Origin of the sequence: Sphingomonas sp. Leaf231 (genome assembly GCF_001421995.1) — a bacterium.
In the GTDB taxonomy this organism is placed as follows: Bacteria; Pseudomonadota; Alphaproteobacteria; order Sphingomonadales; family Sphingomonadaceae; genus Sphingomonas.
In genome coordinates, this window is sequence record NZ_LMLS01000002.1 from 235,648 (window position 1) to 255,092 (window position 19,445).

Below are 19,445 nucleotides of genomic sequence, written 5' to 3' on the forward strand. Positions count from 1 at the left end.
CGGCACGCGTGACCTTCCTGCGCCGCCCGGCCGTCGGCCTGCTGGGGCAGGTGCTGGCGATCCTGCTGCTGACGCTGGTCATCGAATTCGGTGCCAGCACGCTGCTTTACGAGCGGGCGAGCAGCTTCGCGGTGCGTGACGACGAGGCGAATCGGCTTGCCGAGCATCTGGTCATCAGCCGTCGGCTGATCGCCGAACGTCCGGCCGCGGAGCGCGCGGCGATGGCGGCGGAACTGACCACCGATCGTTATCGCCTGCAATGGGCCGACGGGTTGCCCGTCGTACCGCCGATCGCCCCGGCGCTGGACGAGATGCAGCGGCAGGTGCTGGAATGGGAGCCGTCGCTGGCGACGACCAATCTGTGGCTGCGGCTCCAGTCGCCCGGCCGGCGATCGGTGGTGAGCGGCGGGTTGCGGCTGGACGACGGCAGCTGGCTGTTCTTTCGCACGCGCCAGCCGGTCGCCAACCTGAACCTTTCGTTCGAGCGGATCGCGCTGGCCATGGTGCCGGCGATCGCGTTGATGCTGCTGGGCGGGTTGCTGTTGCGGCGCGTGCTATTACCGTTGCGGCGACTGGCGAAGGCGGCGGACCGGGTCGGTCATGGCGCGGTGGAGCATGTCGATGAGGATGGTCCGGGCGAGGTGCGGCGGGTCATCACCGCCTTCAACCGGATGCAGGATCGTATCCAGGCCTTGATCGCCGGACGGACGCAGGCGCTGGCGGCGGTAGGTCATGACCTGCGCACGCCGCTCGCTCGGCTGCACCTGCGGACCGAGGCGCTGGCGCATGTCGAAACGCGCGACGCGATCGTGCGCGATGTCGTCGAGATGGAGGCGATGATCACGTCGTTGCTCGCTTTCCTGGGCGGCGCCGCCGATCCCGAGTCCGCCAGCGTCGTCGATCTGGCGGTGCTGTGCGCGACTCTGGCCGACGATGCCGAGGATCGTGGACGCGCGGTCACCTATGTCGGGCCGGATCATTGCGAGTGGCGGGTGCGCCGCGTGGGGTTCAAGCGCGCGCTGGTGAACCTGGTGGAAAACGCGCTGCATTACGGCGACGCGGTGACGATCACGTTGCTGACCGATCGCGCGGGCGTGACCATCCGCATCGAGGACGACGGCCCCGGCATCCCCGACGACGAACTGGACCGCGTGCTGGAGCCGTTCGTCAGGCTCGATGCGGCGCGGGCGCGCGACACGGTCGGATTCGGGCTGGGGCTGTCGATCGTCCAGTTGGCAGTCGTGGCGGAGGGCGGGGTGTTGACCCTCGCCAACCGCGATCGCGGCGGCTTGTGCGCGCAAATCACTCTGCCGCCACCGGAAATGAAATGACACGCACCCGCTGCGGATTGGAAAGAAGTACGCCGTAGTACCTGGTCGGTTGCCATCGGGAGAGATGATGTGGCCAGTAAACGCCGGCGCGACGTCAACGCGGTAGAAAAGTCCGGCCAGCCTGCGCTGCGGGGTCGCGCATAATGGCCAGTATCGTTCCCCCCGCCGCCACGGTGCAAAGCCGTCCCGGCGTATCGGTTCCGTCGATGGCGTTTCTGGGCCGTGATCTGACCGCATCGATCGTGGTCTTCCTCGTGGCGATGCCGCTTTGCATGGGCATCGCGATCGCCTCGGGCGTGCCGGCCGAGAAGGGGCTGATCACCGGGATCATCGGCGGATTGATCGTCGGCGCGCTGGCCGGATCGCCGTTGCAGGTGAGCGGACCGGCCGCCGGGCTGGCGGTGATCGTCTACGAACTGGTGCGCGATCAGGGATTGTCGGCGCTTGGCCCGATCCTGGTCCTTGCCGGTGCGGTCCAGGTGGTGGCGGGCGTGTTCAGGCTGGGTGGATGGTTCAAGGCCATCTCGCCCGCTGTCGTCCACGGGATGCTGGCCGGGATCGGCGTGCTGATCGTCGTCGGCCAGTTCCATGTCCTGTTCGATCATCGGCCGCTGCCCAGCGGGTTGCAGAACCTGGCGGCCATGCCGAGCCGTATGTTCGGCCTGTCGCCGAGCAACCTGCAGGCGAGCGAGTTCGCGTTCGCGATCGGCATCGCGACGATCGTGGCGATGGTCTGCTGGGAGAAGTTCAGGCCCGCGGCGTTGCGGCTGCTGCCCGGTGCGCTGGTCGGCGTGACCGTGGGGACGATCGTGTCGCTGCTGATCGGCTTCGACGTCGCACGCGTGCAGGTGCCCGATTCGATCTTCGGCGCGATCACCCCGCCCGTCGGTGATGCGTTCGCGCGCTTGCTGGACCCCTCGGTGATCGCCGCAGCGGTCGCGATCGCGTTCATCGCGTCCGCGGAAACGCTGCTGTCGGCGGCCGCGGTGGACAAGATGCACGACGGGGTGCGCACCGATTACAACAAGGAGTTGCGGGCGCAGGGCGTCGGCAACTTGCTGTGCGGCTTTGCCGGCGCGCTGCCGATGACCGGCGTGATCGTCCGCAGTTCCGCCAACGTGCAGGCCGGGGCGGCGACTCGCGCCTCCGCGATCCTGCACGGCGTGTGGATCCTCGGTTTCGTGGCAGCGCTGCCATTCGTGCTGAAGCTGATCCCGATGGCCGCACTGGGCGCGATCCTCGTGGTCACCGGGTTTCGCCTGGTCAGCGTCAAGCACGCCACGCATCTATTCCGCGACTATGGCATGTTGCCGGTGCTGATCTGGGCCGCGACCCTGGTGGTGGTGGTGACGACCGACCTGTTGACCGGCGTGCTGGTCGGCATCGGGCTGACCATGCTGGAGTTGATCCCGAACCTGCACCGTTTGCGCCTGCGTGTATACGAGGGGCAGGAAGCGGATACCCACGCGATCACGCTGGACGGTACGGCAACGTTCGTGACGCTGCCCAAATTGTCGGAGACGCTCGACCGGGTCCCTGCCGGTACGCCGGTGCGAATCGACGCGTCGCGGCTATATGCGGTGGACCACACCAGTGCGGAGATGTTGCGTGACTGGTTCCAGCGGCGTCGGGCCGCGGGGTTTTCGGTGAAGATCACCGGAGCCCGTGGTCGGATCGCCACACTTAACGAAGATCATGGCTGATCCACCGGTCCGGAAACACTTTGATGGTAACCGGACATAATCCAGCAAGGGCCGGCCGATAATCCGGAAGGGTGGCCTAGCGGTTGCCCCTTCGTCCAGATGCGGGGGAGAGCGGCGCAGACCACAGCAGGAGGAGCCTCTGCCACAAGGGAGGTTCCATGAAATACGCATTCCTTCTCTCCGCCCTGTCGATGATGGCAGCGGTTCCAGCGGCCGCTCAGGACGAGGCGCCGGCGAAGGCCGTCACCGTTTCGGGTGCGGTCGGACTGGTCAGCGACTATCGGTTTCGCGGGGTATCGCAGTCCGACGAAAATCTGGCCGTGCAGGGTGGTTTCACGATCGCGCACGATAGCGGTGTCTACATCGGCACGTGGGGGTCGAACCTTGCCGGATGGGGAACGTTCGGCGGCGCCAATATGGAGCTCGACCTGATTGCGGGCTTCAAGGTTCCGGTCGCGGGCGGCACGCTGGACATTGGCGCGACGTGGTACATGTACCCCAGCGGCTTCGACAACACCGACTTCATCGAGCCCTATGTCAAGCTGTCGGGCACCGCCGGCCCGGTCAGCCTGACTGCGGGCGTGGCCTATGCCCCCAAGCAGGAAGCACTCGGCGCCTGGTCGGCGAACGGGCAGGTCGCTGCCAACGTCGATTACGATGCAGGCACCGGCTACAGCAATCCCGGCGCAAAGGGCGACAATCTGTACGTATGGGGCGATGCCTCGGCCGCGATCCCGAACACTGGCCTGACGGCCAAGGCGCATATCGGCGCGTCGAGCGGCAACAAGGGGCTGGGGCCATTCGCGACGAGCGTCGCGCCGACCGGCGCCTATGCCGATTGGCTGCTGGGCGTCGACTATACCATCCCCAGCACGCCGCTGACCGTCGGGATCGCCTATGTCGATACCAACATCACCGACCGAGAGGCCGCATATCTCCAGCCCAGCTTCAGCCGCGGGCAGGACGGCGACGGCTCTATCGCGGACGCGAAGGTGGTCTTTGCCCTGACGGCCGCTTTCTGACGACGGCGTATGCGGTGGGGCGGGGGGTTTGTATCCCCCGCCGCCATCCCACATAAGGGGGCGAGCAACTTCAGGAGCGCCCCTTGGCCACGTTAGGCATGTCCCCGGCAGATAAGGAAGCTGTCCAGCGCTTCCGTACCGATGTCGTCGAACCGTCGATGACGAAGCTGGTGATCGTCGATTTCTGGGCGGAATGGTGCGGACCGTGCAAGACGCTGACGCCAGTGCTGGAAAAGGTGGCGGCGGAATATGCCGACAAGGGCGTGGTGCTGGCCAAGGTCGATACCGACAAGGACCAGTTCATCGCCGCGCAGTTCCAGATCCGCTCGATCCCGACCGTCTATGCGATGTTTCAGGGGCAACTCGTCGCCGACCTGACCAGCGCGCGCACCGAATCGCAGCTGAAGACGATGCTGGATCAATTGCTACGTCAGTTGCCGATCGGCGCGGAGGGTCCGTCCGGGGAAGCGGATCTCGAACCGTTGATCGCGATGGGCGAGCAGGCGCTGACCGAAGGAGATGCGGAACGCGCGCTGTCCATCTTCGAACAGCTCCTCGAAATGGCGCCGGATCATCATGCCGTACTGTCGGGCCGCATCCGCGCGCTGGTCGCCGCTGGCCAGCCTGACGAGGCCGAGGCGGCGATCGCCGCGCTGCCCGAAAACGTCGCGAAGCGCCCTGAAATGACGCGTGCGGCGTCGGCGCTCGCATTGGCCAAGTCCGCTCCCGCGGTCGATGATCTCGCCCCGCTGGAGGCGGCGGTGGTGGCGAACCCGGACGATCTCGGGGCGCGCTACGAACTGGCCAATGCGCGCATGGCAGCAGGTGATCGCGATGCCGCCGCCGACGGCTTCCTGTCGATCATCGCGGCGGAGCGCGACTGGAACGATGGCGTGGCGCGGCAGCAATTGCTCAAGCTGTTCGAGGTGGTGGGCATCGAGGATCCGTGGGTGTCGGCGCAACGGCGCCGGCTGTCGGCGATCCTGTTCGGATGACCGACGTCACGCGGCTCTCGATTTTCCCGTTACCGGGTGCGCTGCTGTTTCCGCAGCTGCACCTGCCGCTGCACATCTTCGAGCCCCGCTACCGTGCGCTGGTATCGGACGCGATGGCGCGCGATCGCCGCATCGCGATGATCCAGCCACGGCCCGACAGCACCGACGCCGCTGCACCCGACCTGTTTGACATTGGATGCGTCGGTCGGATCGCGGAGGTCGAGGCGCTGGATGACGGGCGTTACAATCTGATCCTGCAGGGGTTGTCGCTGTTCCGCCTGCGCCGCGAACTGACCGTGACCACGCCGTTCCGGCAAGTGGAGGCCGAGTTGCTGCCGATCGCAGCGGAGGAGACGCTGTCGCTGGGTGCGCGGGCCTCGTTGGAGATCGAGTCGCGGCGATTCGCCGAAGCGCATGGCTATGCGGTCGATTGGAAGGCGGTGGGTCGCCTTGACGACACCAGCCTCGTGAACGGGATCGCGCAGATCGCGCCGTTCGACGTCGCGGCCAAACAGGCCTTGCTGGAGGTGCCCGACCTGGCGGGACGTGCCGAACTGCTGGTGCAGTTGATGCAGTTCTTCGGTCGCCACGATGGCGAGGAGCGGGTGACCCTGCAATGACGATCGACCCGTGGTTGCTGGAACGTCTGGTCTGCCCGGCGACGCGGACCGCGTTACGCTACGATGCCGGACGAAAGGAACTGGTGTCGGACACGGCGCGGGTCGCCTATCCTGTGCGCGACGGCGTGCCGGTGTTGCTCGTCGAGGCCGCCCGACCGCTCGACTGATCCTCTGACGGGTCCGGCGCGCGTGCCGAACCCCCCGCGTCACCGGGATGCGAGTTGCGGGAAACCGGCGCGGAAGCCCGCGACTTTCGGCTTGTCCCAGCGCACGATATACGGATGCGTCGGGTTGTTGCGGAAGAAATCCTGATGATACGGTTCGGCGGGATAGAAGGCGCCGCGCTCGATCCCGGTCACGATCGGGCGCGGATACGCCCGCGCGCCGCCCAATTGCGCGATATATGCTGCGGCGACGGAGCGCTGCGCGGCATTCTGCGGGAAGACCGCCGAGCGATAGCTGGTGCCGCTGTCTGGCCCCTGCCGGTTCAATTGCGTCGGATCGTGTGCGATCGAGAAGAATACCCGCAACAGCGTGGCGTAGCTGACAACGCGCGGGTCGTAGGTGATCCTCACCGCTTCGGCATGGCGGGTCGTCTCGCTGCTGACCGCACGATAATTGGCGGTTTGTGCCGTGCCACCGGCATAGCCGGATGTGACGTCGCGAACGCCCTTCACCTGCTGGAACACCGCCTCCACGCCCCAGAAGCATCCGCCGGCAAGCACGGCCGTCTGCAAGCCGGGGGCGGGGGGCACGTCGCGGGCGGCGACCGGGATGGGGACGGCACGCTCGGCCTGCGCGGTGCCGCATGAGGCCAGAAGGATGGGGAGGAGGGCGAGCGGTGCGGAAGGGCGCTTCATGCGCCGCATATGGGATCGTCGGGCAGGTTACGCCAGATCAGCGCGTGGCATGGGTCGCGGCATAGGCGTTGGCCGGAAGCTCGGGCTGGGTCACATGCGCCGCCATCATCCCCATCGCGCCGAGCAGGAAGCCGCCGGCAAACTGCCAGGCGAAGCTGGACTTGATGAAGCGGGTCATGGTCTCTCTCTTTCCCTGGCCGCTCACGCGGCGTTGCCGTCCGATCATCGCGCGGCCGAGCCGTGCGACGATGCAGCTACCTTTTCCGATGTTGAGCCTTAACGGCGGCTGGTCCGTCCGTTCATCAGCGATATAGCGACAGCCCTGCTGCCGCACCATTGCCGCAACGGAAAGCGATCGTTTCCGAACGTGCGCTTATTTCAGCGCGGCGCAGGCTTCCTGGATGCGCCGGCATGCTTCGGTCAGCAGCGCCTCCGACGTGGCATAGCTGATGCGCATCGCGGGCGAGACGCCGAACGCGACCCCCTGCACCGCGGCAACCTTAGCATCGTCGAGCAGGTAGCCGACGAAATCGCTGTCGTTCTCGATTCGCTTGCCCGCCGGCGTCGCCTTGCCGATCACTCCCGACACGTCGGGATAGACGTAGAACGCGCCTTCGGGTTTCGGGCAGGTGATACCCTCGGCGGCGTTCAGCATGTCGACCACCAGATCGCGACGGATCTGGAATGCCGCGGAACGCTCCTTCAGGAAGCCCTGATCCCCGGTCAGCGCCGCGGTGGCCGCCGCCTGCGCGATCGAGCACGGATTGCTGGTCGATTGCGACTGCAGCTTGGCGATCGCCTTGATGAGCCACGTCGCACCCGCCGCGAAACCGATCCGCCACCCGGTCATCGCATACGCCTTCGAGCAACCGTTCACGGTCAGCGTCCGATCATAGAGCGAAGGACAGACCTCCGCGATCGTGGCGAAGCGGAAATCGTCATAGACGATATGCTCGTACATATCGTCGGCGAAGATCCAGACGTGCGGATGTCGTTCCAGCACCTCCCCCAGCGCCTTCAGTTCCGCGATACTATACGCAGCGCCGGTCGGATTGGAGGGCGAATTGAGGATCAGCCACTTGGTCCGCGGCGTGATCGCTGCCTCCAGCATCGCCGGGGTCAGCTTGTAACCGACATCGGCCCCGGCCGCGACGATCACCGGTGTCGCGCCGGCGAACTGCACGACGTCCGGGTAGCTGACCCAATATGGCGCAGGCACGATCACCTCGTCACCGGCGTCCAGCGTGGCGACCAGGGCATTGAACAGCGTGTGCTTGCCGCCGACGTTCACCGTCACCTGCGCCGGAGTGTACACCAGGCCATTGTCGCGCCTGAACTTGGCGACGATGGCTTCCTTCAGTTCCGCCGTACCATCGACGTTGGTGTACTTCGTCTTTCCGGCGCGGATCGCTTCTATCGCAGCCTCTTTCACGAAATCCGGCGTGTCGAAATCGGGTTCGCCGGCACCCAGCCCGATCACATCGACCCCGGCGCGCTTCAACTCCAGCACCCGGCTGGTGATCGCCAGCGTGGGCGAGGGATTGATGCGGTCGAGCGCGGCGGAGGTGTGCATGGGCAAACGCCTTCTGGAAGGGGGCGGGTGCGCCTATGCGACGGCGGCCGTCAATGTGCAACCGCGCGAACGGCCGCCGTCGAGAACCGCCGGCATCAGGCCGCGCAGCGCGTTGCCGACGAACAGTCCGTCGCGCAGGTCGCTCACGAACAGATCGCCCTCGATCGCTCTCCCGGAATCGATCAGTTCGCCCCGCAAAATCCCCGGCAGCAGCGGGCCGGCGCGCGGGGTCACCAGCATGCCGGCCCGCGCGACGAACAGGTTGGTGAAGCTGCCCTCGGTCAACCGGCCATCCGGGGCGACGAACACCACCTCGTCCGCCTCGCTGGCGGCGCGTGCCGCATCGTAGAAGCGGCGGTCGCTGCTTTTGTGACGCAGGCGCCAGTCCTGCACGTCGACCGGCAGCGGCGCCAGCGCGATGCGCAACGGATGGTCCGGCGGGGGCGGCGCGGCCGCGACCTCGATCGCGACCGCGCCAGTCTGCGAAACCAGCAAGCGTACGCGGGCCGGCTTGCGCAGGCGGAAGGTCGCCGCCTGCAGTTCGTTGCGCACGTCATGCCGATCGAAGCGGTAGCCGAGCGCCACCGTGCTGGCACTCAGCCGCGCCAGATGCCGCTCGATGCGCAGCAGCCCCTCGTCCGGATCGAAGGCCATCGTCTCGATCAGGTCCACCGCGCGCACGTCGCGGTTGAGGAACGCCGCCTTGGCCAATGCCTCGTCCCACTCATCGCCGGCATGGGAATCGGCGACGATCCCGCCGCCGATGCCGATGGTCGCGTGGTCGGCGCCTTCGTCGATCAACAGCGTGCGGATCGCGACGTTGAAGGCGGCGGAACCGTCCGCGTCGATCCGCCCGATCGCTCCGGTGTACGCACCGCGCGGGCTGCCACGTTCGATCGTCGCGACTGCCTGCATCGCGCGGACCTTCGGCGCGCCAGTGATCGACCCACACGGAAACAGCGCGGCCAGCACATCGACTGCATCCTGCCCCGGCGCGAGCCGTGCGGTGACCGTCGACGTCATCTGATGAACGGTCGGGTAGCGCTCTACCGCGAACAGTTCGGGCACCGTGACGCTGCCAGGCACGGCGACCCGCGACAGATCGTTGCGCATCAGGTCGACGATCATCAGGTTCTCGGCCCGTTGCTTCGCATCGGTCGCCAGTGCCCGAGCAACCGCAATGTCGGTTGCCGGGTCGTCATGGCGACGCGCCGTGCCCTTCATCGGGCGGCATACCAGCGCATCGCCGTCCAGCGTGAAGAACAGTTCGGGCGAGAGCGAGAGCAACGTCTGCGTGCCGGTGGCCACCACCGCGCCCCAGCCGGCCCCCGCGGCGTGCCGCAAGCGCGCATACAATGCCAGCGGGTCGCCTACCAGCGGAACGCGGGCACGAAAGGTGAGGTTCAACTGGTAAAGATCGCCGGCGCGGATCAGAGCCTGCGCCTCGTCGAACATCGCCTGATATTCGGACCGTGACGGCTCGGGTTCCGCTGTGCCGGAGCGAGCCCCCGCGGCGTCGGGCAGCAGCGTGGCGACGTCCTCGACGTCTTCATAGCCGTCGAACAGCCCGAACCAGGCCAGCGGGGTGGGCGAGGCGGGCTCGCCCGCCGTCGCGGTCTCGAAGGCTGCGCTCGCGCCGTAGGACAGGAAGCCCGCCGCGGCCCCGCCCCATGCACGTGCCGCTGCCAGTACGTCGGTCACTTCGCCGACCGTATGCGCGACGACAATGCGCCGGGGGTCACGATACAGGCGGGCCGCCGCGCTCCCCCGCCGGGCGTCGTGGAGCAGGACGAAGGGGGGGGGCGGCCGCATCCCACAACAGATGCCTGTGCGACGCGCCACCCGCAAGCCGCGTTGCGCGCGACTTAGGTCGAAGGTAGCAACGTGCCGGGGCGGGTCGTCGGCGATGCGACGACCGGCCGGAGACTTGTCATGACCGATACCCCGTTGCGCGCCGCGATCATCCCCGTCACCGCGATCGAACAGAATTGCACGCTGATCTGGTGCACCGCGACCAACAGGGCGGCGGTGGTCGATCCCGGCGGCGACCTGCCGCGCATCCTTGCCGCGGTCGAGCGGGCCGGGGTGACCGTCGAGAAGATCCTTCTCACCCACGGTCATATCGATCACGCCGGGGAGGCGAAGCCGCTGGCCGAACAACTCGGCGTGCCGATCGAAGGCCCGCATGAGGACGATCGCTTCTGGCTGGCGCGTCTCCATGAGGATGGGCGTGACTGGGGTATCCGCGGCGTGGCGTTCGAGCCCGATCGCTGGCTGGCGGAAGGCGACACCGTCACGATCGGCGAACTCGTGCTCGACGTCTATCACACGCCGGGTCACACCGCCGGACACGTCATCTTCCATCACGCGCCGTCCCGATTCGCGCAGGTCGGCGATGTGCTGTTCCAGGGCTCGGTCGGCCGCACCGATCTGCCGCAAGGCGATCACAAGCAGCTGATCGAATCGATCGTCACCAAATTATGGCCGCTGGGCGATGATACCGCTTTCATTCCCGGCCACGGCAAGCCGAGCACCTTCGCGCATGAGCGTGCGAACAACATGTTCGTCAGCGATCGCGCCCTGTCCGCCTGATCCCGGGCTGGTTTCGGCAGGGACACGCGGGGCACGATGGCGCGTTCAGACACCCCAGCGGAGGATGATCGTGACCGGCTCGGCTTGCAACATGCGGAGATATCGCTATAGGCGCGGGGCTTCGCGATGCGAGCCGATGCCCGGCTGTCTGCCGCGGCCGGTGCTCGCATCGTCCGCGCAGCGCCGTGCACCGGCTCGTCGCTCATATGAACTTCTAGACAGATCAAGGTGCCGCGATGGCCGTCCCCAAGCGAAAGACTTCCCCCTCACGCCGCGGCATGCGCCGTTCGCACGACGCGTTGTCGGTCGAGGCGTTTCAGGAATGCCCGAACTGCGGCGAACTGAAGCGTCCGCACAACCTGTGCACCGCCTGCGGCCATTACAACGGTCGCGAGGTCGTCGCGGTCGACGCCTGAGCCCCTTGGGGTACAGGCGTAGCATCGGGAGCGTGATCCAGTGATGTCCGAGAGGTCCCGGATCGCCGTCGATGCGATGGGCGGTGATGAGGGGCTGGCGGTGATGCTGGCCGGGGTGGCACGCGCGTGTCGCAGCTACGACGACGTCAACTATTTGTTGGTCGGCGACGAGGCGGCGATTCGCGAGGGTCTGAAGACCCATCCCAATCTCTCGCAGCATTCCGAGATCGTCCATGCGCCCGACGTGATCGGCGCCAGCGACAAGCCGACGCAGGCGATTCGCCGTGCGAAGACCACGTCGATGGGTATCGCGATCGACTGCGTTAAGCAGGGACGTGCGGCAGCGGCGGTGTCGGCGGGCAATACCGGTGCGCTGATGGCGATGGCCAAGCTGTCGTTGCGGACGATGCCCGGCATCGATCGCCCGGCGCTGGCGGCGCTCCTGCCGACGTTGGGCGAAAACGACGTCGTCATGCTCGATCTCGGCGCCAACACCGAGTGCGATGCGCGCAATCTGGTCCAGTTCGCCGTGATGGGCGCAGCCTACGCACGCACGACGCTCGAGCTGGAAAGCCCGAGAGTGGCGCTGCTAAATATCGGCAGCGAGGATCAGAAGGGCACCGAGGAGATTCGCGACGCCGCGCAGATGCTGCGCGCGGCACCGCATCTACCGATGCGATTCGCGGGCTTCGTCGAGGGAGACCGGTTGTCGCGCGGCGAGCATGACGTCATCGTCTGCGACGGGTTTTCCGGGAACATTGCGCTCAAGACCGCGGAAGGCACGGCGCGGTTCGTCGCCGACCTGTTGAAGCGTGCCTTTCGCAGTTCGGTCCGTTCGAAAGTGGGTTTCCTGATTTCGCGCCCGGCGACCCAGCTGCTGCGCGATCATCTGGACCCGAACAATCACAATGGTGCGGTTTTCCTCGGGCTTAACGGCCTGGTGGTGAAAAGCCATGGCAGCGCCAACGAGCGTGGTGTCGCGACCGCGATCGGAAATGCGGCCAAGATGGTCCGCGCCGACCTGACGCGGCGGATCGTCGACGACCTGCGCCATTTCGAAGCGAAGGCTGCCGCATGATCCGTGCCGTGCTGACGGGAACGGGTGCGGCGCTTCCGGCCCGCCGGGTTTCCAACGCCGAACTGGCCGAGCGCGTCGACACTTCCGACGAGTGGATCGTCGAGCGCACCGGCATTCGTTTTCGCCACATCGCGGGTGAGGGCGAGACGACCGCCACGCTGGCGCGCGATGCCGCAACCGTGGCGCTGGCGGCCGCCGGGCTTGCCGCCGGCGATATCGACCTGATCGTCCTGGCGACCGCAACGCCCGACAATACGTTTCCGGCGACCGCCACCAAAGTTCAGGCGATGCTGGGCATCGACGATTGTGTGGCGTTCGACGTGGCCGCGGTCTGCTCCGGTTTCCTTTATGCGGTTCAGGTGGCGGATAGCATGATCCGGGCCGGTGCCCATCGTCGCGCGCTGGTGATCGGCGCCGAGACGTTCAGCCGTATCCTCGACTGGGAGGACCGCACCACCTGCGTCCTGTTCGGCGATGGGGCCGGGGCGATCGTGCTGGAGGCGCGCGAATCGGTCGATGACGTCGCCGATCCCGGCGCGCGAGGCATCTTGGCGACCCGGCTCCATGCCGATGGTCGCCATAACGGGTTGCTTTATGTCGATGGCGGCCCGTCCACGACCGGGACAGTCGGCAAGCTGCGGATGCGTGGTCGGGAGGTGTTTCGGCACGCCGTCGTCAACCTGGCGGCGGTCATGGAAGAGGCGTTGAAGGCCGCCGGACTGCCCATCGAAGCGGTCGATTGGGTGGTCCCCCATCAGGCGAATGCGCGCATTCTGGATGCGACGGCTCGCAAACTTTCCTTGGAATCTGAAAAGGTTGTGGTCACGGTCGATCAGCATGCCAACACGTCTGCGGCTTCGGTGCCGTTGGCGCTCGATCATGCGGTCCGTGATGGTCGGATCCGGCCCGGCCATGTCGTGGTGCTGGAGGCGATGGGCGGCGGATTCACGTGGGGCGCGGCGGTCATCCGGATCTGAACGGCGATGACCGAGTGCATCGACAAGCGGCTTTGGCAACGATAACGAAGCTGAATCGCAAACCTTTCCGGGGGGTAGAGGCACTCTATGACGCAAGCTGGTACGTTGACGCGGGCAGATCTGTCGGAATCGCTGCATCGCCAAGTGGGATTGTCCCGCGCAGATTCCGCGCGACTGGTGGAACAGATACTCGACCGCATGTGCTCCGCGTTAGCCGACGGGGAGAACGTCAAGATCTCCGGATTTGGAACGTTCGTGTTGCGCGACAAGGGCGAGCGCGTCGGCCGTAATCCCAAGACGGGCGTCGAAGTGCCGATCGCCCCGAGGCGCGTGCTGACCTTTCGCGCCAGCCAGATGATGCGTGACCGTATCGTCGGCGCAGGCTGAGTGCGTTGGCGTCGGACAGCAAATCCGCCGCCGCGTTCCGCACTATCGGCGAGGTGGCGTCCACGACCGGCCTCGCCCCGCATATCCTGCGTTACTGGGAAAGCCGTTTCCCGCAGCTTCGGCCGATTACGCGTGCAGGTAATCGCCGTTATTATCGACCGGATGATGTTGCACTGATCGAACGCATCGACCGGTTGTTGAACCGGGAGGGCTATACGATCAGGGGCGTGCAGCAATTGCTCGCGCGCGATACGGCGACACCGTCATCATCCGGCGCGCCGCCGCTGCAAGCAGCACCTGCCGTGCCTGCGGCAACGTCATTGATCGCGATCCGCAAGCTGCTCGCGGACGCGATCGACGCTGATCTGACCTGATAGCCATGTCAGATGCCGAGGCGCTTGGGACGGCGCCGTGAAGCGGTTGCTGGCCTCCATCCATGATGTTTCACCGCGTTTCGAGAGCGAGGTGGATCTGTTGCTGGATCGGCTCGCACCGTTCGTCGGTCGACGGGCGGCGATGCTGGTCGTCCCCGATCACTGGGGCAGCGCGCCGTTGACGCCTGCGTTCGCCGCGCGCTTGCGCGGGTGGGCAAATGCCGGAATCGAGATGTTCGTCCATGGCTGGTGCCATCGCGACCACACCGAACACCGGGGCATCACGGCGATCAAGGCCCGGCGGATGACCGCTGGCGAGGCCGAGTTCCTTGGATTGAACCGTGACGAGGCACTGACGCGCATGCGCCGCGGACGGGCGCTGATCGAGGATGCGACCGGACGCGCAACGGCGGGTTTCATCGCGCCGGCCTGGCTCTACTCCGATGGCGCGCGCGCCGCCTTGATCGACGCAGGCTTTGCGCTGGCGGAAGATCACGCTCGCGTGTGGGCGCCGGGCGGCGATGTGCTGGCGAGAGGCCCCGTCATCACCTGGGCAAGCCGCACCGATGCACGGGCGCTCAGTTCACTTGTCGCGGCGGCGGTGCTGCGGCGGGCGTTGCAGCCACTGCCGACGGTGCGAGTCGCGGTTCACCCCGGCGACGTGACCCGTCCGGCCTTGCTGCGCAGTATCGACCGTACTTTCGCTGCCTTCGGTGGGCGAATAGCCTCGGCCTATGCTGACCTGCTCACGCCGGCACGTTCGTCGATCAGCGATTGATAGTGCGCCACCAGCGCGGACGCATGTTCACGGTCGCTCCAGACCTTAGGCGCGACCAGGCCCGCGGCGCGGCGTAACAAGGTCTGGTCCCGGGAAGCGAGCGCCACGATCGCACGCGCGCAATCGTAGGCGTCGCCGCTCCGGTACGTCTCGGCAAATTCGGGTCTGGCGATCGCGGCGCTGCCGCCACGGTCCGGCACGGCCAGCGGCAAGCCTGACGCCAGAGCCTCTGAAGCGACCAGCCCGAACGTTTCGGTTTCGGAGCCATGAACGAATGCATCCGCACTCGCCATGATCGAGGCGAGTTGTCCACGGTGGAAGATCGGCTGGAACATTCGGACGTGCGGGCTTTCGTCGATGTGCCGTTCGAGCGTGCGGGTGTCGGGGCCGAGGCCGAGCAGCACCAGCCCGATCGGCAGTCTGGCGCCTGCCCGGCGGACCGCGTCGATCACCATCGGCCAGCGTTTTTCGGCATGGTGGCGGCCGATCCCGATCAGCAGATAGGCATCTTCGGGCAGGCCGCATTGTGCCAGCATCGCCGCGCGAAGCGCCTTGCTGCGCAGCGCAGGAGAAAAATGCTCACGTTCGATCCCCAGCGTCATCGTGGCGTCGATCCGTAGCCCGCGGGCACGCAACCGCTCTGTCAGCACCGGACCGTTGGTGACCACGGTATCGAAGCGATCGAGCCACCGCCCCATGTAGCGGTCGTACCATCCGAACGCGCGTTCGATCGTCGCCTCCGACGCCACCCGCGCGAACCAGCGCTTCGGATAGGCTTCGAGGTTGTCGTTGTGCATGAACCACGAGCGGATGGCGGGTCCGCGCCAGTCCGCCACGATCGCCGCGGACCGCCACGGCGAGCAATTCTCGACGACGTCGGGCTGATAATGGTCGAGCAGCGCGTGCACCGGGGCGGCATCCCAGAACAGCCCGTAATTCGAATCGAACGGCAGGCCGGGTGACTTCACGTAATGGATCCGTGCGCCGCCCGGCCGCTCCTCGACGCGGTCCTCACGCCCCGGAGCAATGACGATCTGTTGATGTCCCAGCTCCGACAGCAATGCCATCTTGCGATCGAGATAGGAGCGCACGCCCCCTCCGGTCGGCGAGTAGAATTCGTTGACGTCGATGATCCGCATGGTGCGTCTCCCGCTCAGCGCGTGAATCCGAAGCCGCCCAGCCCGCGCAGATATTGCGTGCGGATCACGGTACGTGTGACACCGGGGCCGGCATCGATGAGCGCGTCCACCAGCTTGGGGCGGGCGCGGCCGATCTTGTGGTTGCTGGGAAAGCCGGCGCCGTCACTCCAAAAGTTGAACTTGCGCTTGCCGTCGCGGTCGTGCCCCAGGAACAGCGCATAGCGCCCTGGTCGCGGCACGCGGATGCAGATGACGGCGTCGCCGCTGGCCGGTGGCGCAACGGCGATGCGGCGGAATACCTTTCCCGCCTTCATCAGATCGTTGTCGCCGGCCAGAAAATCATCCTCGTTGGGCGGGTAGAGTTCCAGCTTCAGCGTGCCGACCCGATCCTTCAGGCCGGTGACGGTGGCGAGGATGGCCGGCCCCTGTTCGCCGACGCAGGCGGCCGCGTCGCTGCCCAGTACCTGAGCATGCGCACCGGACGCGGCGAGTGCCAGTCCCGCGGCCAGCGCGGCCCGACAAGCGGCCTTCAGGGTCACCCGCGCCATTCGCGCATCCTTTCCATTACGTACACCGCACCGAACAACAGCAGCAACAGCCCATGCATCAGCAAGGTTGACGCAGCGGTGAACGCCATCAGATCCGACAACGACCGGTCATGCCCGATCACCAGGATCGCGAAATTGGCGAAAAGCAGGTCTTTGTTGGGCAGGAAGGGTAGACGCGACACCAATTGACGTCCTGCGACCAAGAACATCCACATGCCCAGCGACACCGCCGGCATCGCCCATGCCCAGGCGAGTGCGATGGTGACGCACGCCGCGCCGATCCGCAGCAGGTCGACCCAGAAGATGAACCAGAGGTCGCGACGCCGCAGCGAGAAGACCCGGCGCGAGAACAGCAGGACCGCCAACGACAGCGCCAGTGCGAACACCAGCGACCAGATCATCGCCTGCATCACTTCGGGTGCGATCAACTGATAGCCGAGGGGCAGCGCGACCGCGCCGAGCAGGAAGGCGGTCAGATTGCCGGTAATGCCCGACACGATGCTGACGTCCTTGACCGCCCCGAACGGCGCGGCGACCATCGCCAGCCGGGCACGCGCCCACGCGTAGAAATATGCGTCGCCCGAATAGCCGATCAGAATGTCATTCGCGATCCGCTTGCGGTTCAGCGCCGGGAACGCTGCCGCCGGCACATCCCACAAACGGCGAAAGATCAGGAAGTCGCACAACGGCAGTGCGAAATACGACGCCAGGAAGAACAGATAGAAGCCCGGCGATGCCGGAACGGCACGGCGCAGACCAGCCAATCCGTGGTCGAACAATTCATGCCCCACCCCGATCAGCATCGCGATCGTCAGCAGCATCGCCAGCAACGCCGGCCAGCGGCGACGCAGCGTCTGCACCGGTTTCAACGCGCCGAGCGGTGCGGCTTCGGCCGGGGCGGGGAAGGACGTTGGTGGCTCGACGCGCAATCGGTTCATCCTGCGGCCCGTTCGCACACGGGTGGGAGGCTTTAGCAGGGGCCGCCGGGGCGCGCCAGCCGTACCGCGGAACGGCTAGTCGTCGCCGCGGGTCTCCTCGACGTTCTCGGAGCGGCGTTCCATCGCGGTCTTGATGATCGCCGTCATCGGATCGGCCAGCGCCAGACCCAGGATCCCGAACAGCGCGCTGGCGAGGATCTGCGCGCCGAGCGTCAGCGCAGGCGGCAAGTCGACGGTCCGCTTGGCGACCATCGGGATGACGACGTAACCGTCGAAGGTCTGCACCACGACATAGACGATGATCGCGAGCACGCCGGTGTGCATCCCGGCCGAAAAGCCGACCGCTACCATCAGCGCGCCGGAAATGAACGCGCCCACATTGGGGATGAAGGCGAGCAGACCAGTCAAAATGCCCAGGATCATCGCCATCGGCACCCCGACGATCCACAGGGCGATGGCGGTCAGCACGCCTTCGAGCGCCATGCCGAGCAACCGTCCGGCGAGCAACCGGCGCAGCGTTTGCGCGATCCGCTTCAGCGTGACGGCGAATTCGACACGGTTGCGCTCCGGGACCATCCACTGCACGCCGCGCTCGTAGCTGCGCGGATCGATCGCGATGAACAGCCCCAGCACGACGATCATGAAGCCGCTGGTCAGCGCCCCCGCGGCGGTGCCCAGCCAGCTGGTCACGCGCCCGACCGACGACAATGCCTGTTTCGCCACGCCGCCGATGTCGCCGATGCTGGGCATCAGTCCCTGGGCAGTCAGCCATCCGCTGAGGCGCACCGCCTGCACCTCGACGGTAGAGCGCAGCTGCTGCGCCTGCGCGGCGATCTGCATCCCGGCCAGGTAGAAAGTCCCGATCAGGAAGGCGATCGTCAGCAGGCAGACGATCAGCAGTCGCCAGCTTCGCCCGATCGGCAGCACCCGTCCCAGCAACCGCACGCCGCCGTCGAGGAGCGCGGCGAACACCAGCGCGGCGAAGATGATGAGCAGGGGCTGCACCAGCAGGACGACCAGCGCGATCGCGCTGGCCATCCCCAACCACACCGCGGCGCGGCGGATCTCGCGACGGGTGGCGTCATCGCGGATCTCGGACGGGCTGGCACCCGCGCAGACGCTGATCCGTTCTCCACCGCTGTCGATGCGAATGTCCTGCTGCTCGCTCACTGGACGCGGGTCGGGTGCAGTGAGGACCCCGCCCGCCCGCCCCGCAGCGAGCCTGGCCACGTCAGCGGGTTGAGCGTCGCGTTGCCGTCGACCGAAAAGGTGATGAACTCTGCCCGGCCACCGATGTTTTCATAGGGTACCGGCCCGCCGAGTCCGCGCTCGAAGCCGCCCAGCGCGAAGCGGCTGTCGGCGGAGCGGTCGCGATTGTCGCCCATGAGGAAAAGGTGATCGGCAGGGACCTTCACCGGGCCATAATCGTCCCCGGCGCTGTCGGACTCGAGATCGACGGTGTCGTAACGGCGGCCGTTCGGCAGGGTTTCGGTGACGATCGGCAGGTGGCAGACCGCGCTTCCGTCCTCACGCGTCCGCAGCGCGCCGGGATATTGCGCCGGATCGCAGGTCGCGTTCGCGTCGACGGGCAGGTCGCGGTAGTGGAGCGGCCCGCGCGACACAGCCGTGCCATTCAGGATCACCACCCCGCCGCGCACCGCCAGTGTATCGCCGGGCAACCCGATGACGCGCTTGATATAGTCGCTCGACTGGCCGGGCGGGGTGACGATCACCACATCGCCGCGTTCCGGCAGGCTGCCCCACAGGCGCCCGTGGATGAAGGGGACCGGCACCGACCAGCTGTCGACCGGCTGGTGGAGCAGCGTGCCGCGCACGATCGCGATCGGATCGGGGATGGTCGGCGAGACGAACGACCAGCCGTACGCGAACTTCGACACGACCAGCCGGTCGCCGACCAGCAGGCCGGGGAGCATCGATTCGCTGGGAATATAGAACGGCTTGGCGATGAAGCTGTGGAAGCCGAGCACCGCAAGCAACAGCCAGAACAGCCCCTTGATCTCCCCCCACCAATCGAAGCGCGCGCGCGGCGTGTCGGCGGTTCGAGCCGGAGGAGCCTCATGGTCGCCGGTCAATGCGATATCCTCTGCCACGCG

General features: G+C 66.7%; 22 protein-coding genes. 13 read left to right on the forward strand and 9 right to left on the reverse strand.

Going from position 1 to position 19,445, the window contains the following annotated elements:
* Window positions 1-8: 8 nt before the first annotated feature.
* The 6 genes from ASE95_RS07390 to ASE95_RS17585 all read left to right on the forward strand — a co-directional run bounded on the left by ASE95_RS07390 (window position 9) and on the right by ASE95_RS17585 (window position 5,838).
* Entirely contained in the window at window positions 9-1,331 is a 1,323-nt protein-coding gene (locus tag ASE95_RS07390; protein WP_056633942.1) for an ATP-binding protein, read from the forward strand.
* Between the two features lie 206 nt (window positions 1,332-1,537).
* On the forward strand, window positions 1,538-3,034 hold the full coding sequence (locus ASE95_RS07395) for a SulP family inorganic anion transporter (RefSeq protein ID WP_056633945.1): 1,497 nt from the start codon (window positions 1,538-1,540) through the stop codon (window positions 3,032-3,034).
* Between the two features lie 158 nt (window positions 3,035-3,192).
* Complete coding sequence (locus ASE95_RS07400) at window positions 3,193-4,056, forward strand: TorF family putative porin (protein ID WP_056633948.1); 864 nt, start codon at window positions 3,193-3,195, stop codon at window positions 4,054-4,056.
* 98 nt (window positions 4,057-4,154) lie between these two features.
* Window positions 4,155-5,051 (forward strand): tetratricopeptide repeat protein, encoded by an 897-nt coding sequence (locus ASE95_RS07405; RefSeq protein ID WP_056633951.1) that lies wholly within the window; start codon window positions 4,155-4,157, stop codon window positions 5,049-5,051.
* Window positions 5,048-5,671: an LON peptidase substrate-binding domain-containing protein gene (locus ASE95_RS07410; RefSeq protein ID WP_056633954.1), complete on the forward strand. Its 624-nt coding sequence runs from the start codon at window positions 5,048-5,050 to the stop codon at window positions 5,669-5,671. Before ASE95_RS07405 ends, ASE95_RS07410 begins: the two co-directional genes overlap by 4 nt.
* The gene (locus ASE95_RS17585; protein WP_156347923.1) at window positions 5,668-5,838 is read left to right on the forward strand and encodes a Trm112 family protein; all 171 of its coding nucleotides are present in this window, start codon (window positions 5,668-5,670) and stop codon (window positions 5,836-5,838) included. The genes ASE95_RS07410 and ASE95_RS17585 overlap by 4 nt, the downstream gene beginning before the upstream one ends.
* A 39-nt stretch (window positions 5,839-5,877) precedes the next feature.
* Here ASE95_RS17585 and msrA read toward each other — a convergent pair whose 3' ends face one another.
* The 4 genes from msrA to pabB form a co-directional block, all read right to left on the reverse strand.
* On the reverse strand, window positions 5,878-6,531 hold the full coding sequence (gene msrA, locus ASE95_RS07415; RefSeq protein WP_200918774.1) for a peptide-methionine (S)-S-oxide reductase MsrA: 654 nt from the start codon (window positions 6,529-6,531) through the stop codon (window positions 5,878-5,880).
* A 37-nt stretch (window positions 6,532-6,568) separates the two neighbouring features.
* A complete protein-coding gene (locus tag ASE95_RS17590; RefSeq protein ID WP_156347924.1) occupies window positions 6,569-6,709 on the reverse strand; it encodes a hypothetical protein in 141 nt (46 codons plus the stop codon).
* Between the two features lie 195 nt (window positions 6,710-6,904).
* Window positions 6,905-8,104 (reverse strand): pyridoxal phosphate-dependent aminotransferase, encoded by a 1,200-nt coding sequence (locus tag ASE95_RS07425; protein WP_056633964.1) that lies wholly within the window; start codon window positions 8,102-8,104, stop codon window positions 6,905-6,907.
* Between the two features lie 33 nt (window positions 8,105-8,137).
* Window positions 8,138-9,916: an aminodeoxychorismate synthase component I gene (gene pabB / locus ASE95_RS07430; protein WP_056633968.1), complete on the reverse strand. Its 1,779-nt coding sequence runs from the start codon at window positions 9,914-9,916 to the stop codon at window positions 8,138-8,140.
* Window positions 9,917-10,036: 120 nt separating this feature from the next.
* Here pabB and ASE95_RS07435 point away from each other — a divergent pair, with 120 nt between their 5' ends.
* The 7 genes from ASE95_RS07435 (at window position 10,037) to ASE95_RS07465 (ending at window position 14,706) form a co-directional block, all read left to right on the forward strand.
* Window positions 10,037-10,696 carry an MBL fold metallo-hydrolase gene (locus ASE95_RS07435; RefSeq protein ID WP_056633971.1) on the forward strand — a complete coding sequence of 220 codons (660 nt, stop codon included), beginning with the start codon at window positions 10,037-10,039 and terminating at the stop codon, window positions 10,694-10,696.
* 236 nt (window positions 10,697-10,932) lie between these two features.
* On the forward strand, window positions 10,933-11,112 hold the full coding sequence (gene rpmF, locus ASE95_RS07440; RefSeq protein WP_056633974.1) for a 50S ribosomal protein L32: 180 nt from the start codon (window positions 10,933-10,935) through the stop codon (window positions 11,110-11,112).
* A 43-nt stretch (window positions 11,113-11,155) separates the two neighbouring features.
* Window positions 11,156-12,190 (forward strand): phosphate acyltransferase PlsX, encoded by a 1,035-nt coding sequence (gene plsX / locus ASE95_RS07445; RefSeq protein WP_056633977.1) that lies wholly within the window; start codon window positions 11,156-11,158, stop codon window positions 12,188-12,190.
* A complete protein-coding gene (locus ASE95_RS07450; protein ID WP_056633980.1) occupies window positions 12,187-13,167 on the forward strand; it encodes a beta-ketoacyl-ACP synthase III in 981 nt (326 codons plus the stop codon). The genes plsX and ASE95_RS07450 overlap by 4 nt, the downstream gene beginning before the upstream one ends.
* 87 nt (window positions 13,168-13,254) lie before the next feature.
* On the forward strand, window positions 13,255-13,554 hold the full coding sequence (locus ASE95_RS07455; protein ID WP_056633983.1) for an integration host factor subunit alpha: 300 nt from the start codon (window positions 13,255-13,257) through the stop codon (window positions 13,552-13,554).
* Window positions 13,555-13,559: 5 nt separating this feature from the next.
* Window positions 13,560-13,928, forward strand: a complete 369-nt coding sequence (locus ASE95_RS07460) for a MerR family transcriptional regulator (protein ID WP_056633986.1) — start codon at window positions 13,560-13,562, stop codon at window positions 13,926-13,928.
* Window positions 13,929-13,965: 37 nt separating this feature from the next.
* The gene (locus ASE95_RS07465; protein WP_056633989.1) at window positions 13,966-14,706 is read left to right on the forward strand and encodes a polysaccharide deacetylase family protein; all 741 of its coding nucleotides are present in this window, start codon (window positions 13,966-13,968) and stop codon (window positions 14,704-14,706) included.
* Here the strand turns inward: ASE95_RS07465 and ASE95_RS07470 are convergent.
* The 5 genes from ASE95_RS07470 to lepB form a co-directional block, all read right to left on the reverse strand.
* Window positions 14,661-15,845: a glycosyltransferase gene (locus tag ASE95_RS07470; RefSeq protein WP_056633992.1), complete on the reverse strand. Its 1,185-nt coding sequence runs from the start codon at window positions 15,843-15,845 to the stop codon at window positions 14,661-14,663. The genes ASE95_RS07465 and ASE95_RS07470 overlap by 46 nt on opposite strands.
* 14 nt (window positions 15,846-15,859) lie before the next feature.
* Window positions 15,860-16,393, reverse strand: coding sequence for a DUF2141 domain-containing protein (locus ASE95_RS07475; protein WP_056633995.1), 534 nt, complete (start codon window positions 16,391-16,393; stop codon window positions 15,860-15,862).
* Window positions 16,381-17,331, reverse strand: a complete 951-nt coding sequence (locus tag ASE95_RS07480; RefSeq protein WP_156347925.1) for a hypothetical protein — start codon at window positions 17,329-17,331, stop codon at window positions 16,381-16,383. Before ASE95_RS07480 ends, ASE95_RS07475 begins: the two co-directional genes overlap by 13 nt.
* Window positions 17,332-17,406: 75 nt before the next feature.
* A complete protein-coding gene (locus ASE95_RS07485; RefSeq protein ID WP_056635895.1) occupies window positions 17,407-18,456 on the reverse strand; it encodes an AI-2E family transporter in 1,050 nt (349 codons plus the stop codon).
* Window positions 18,457-18,497: 41 nt separating this feature from the next.
* Window positions 18,498-19,442, reverse strand: coding sequence for a signal peptidase I (gene lepB / locus ASE95_RS07490; protein WP_056635898.1), 945 nt, complete (start codon window positions 19,440-19,442; stop codon window positions 18,498-18,500).
* Window positions 19,443-19,445 lie beyond the last annotated feature (3 nt).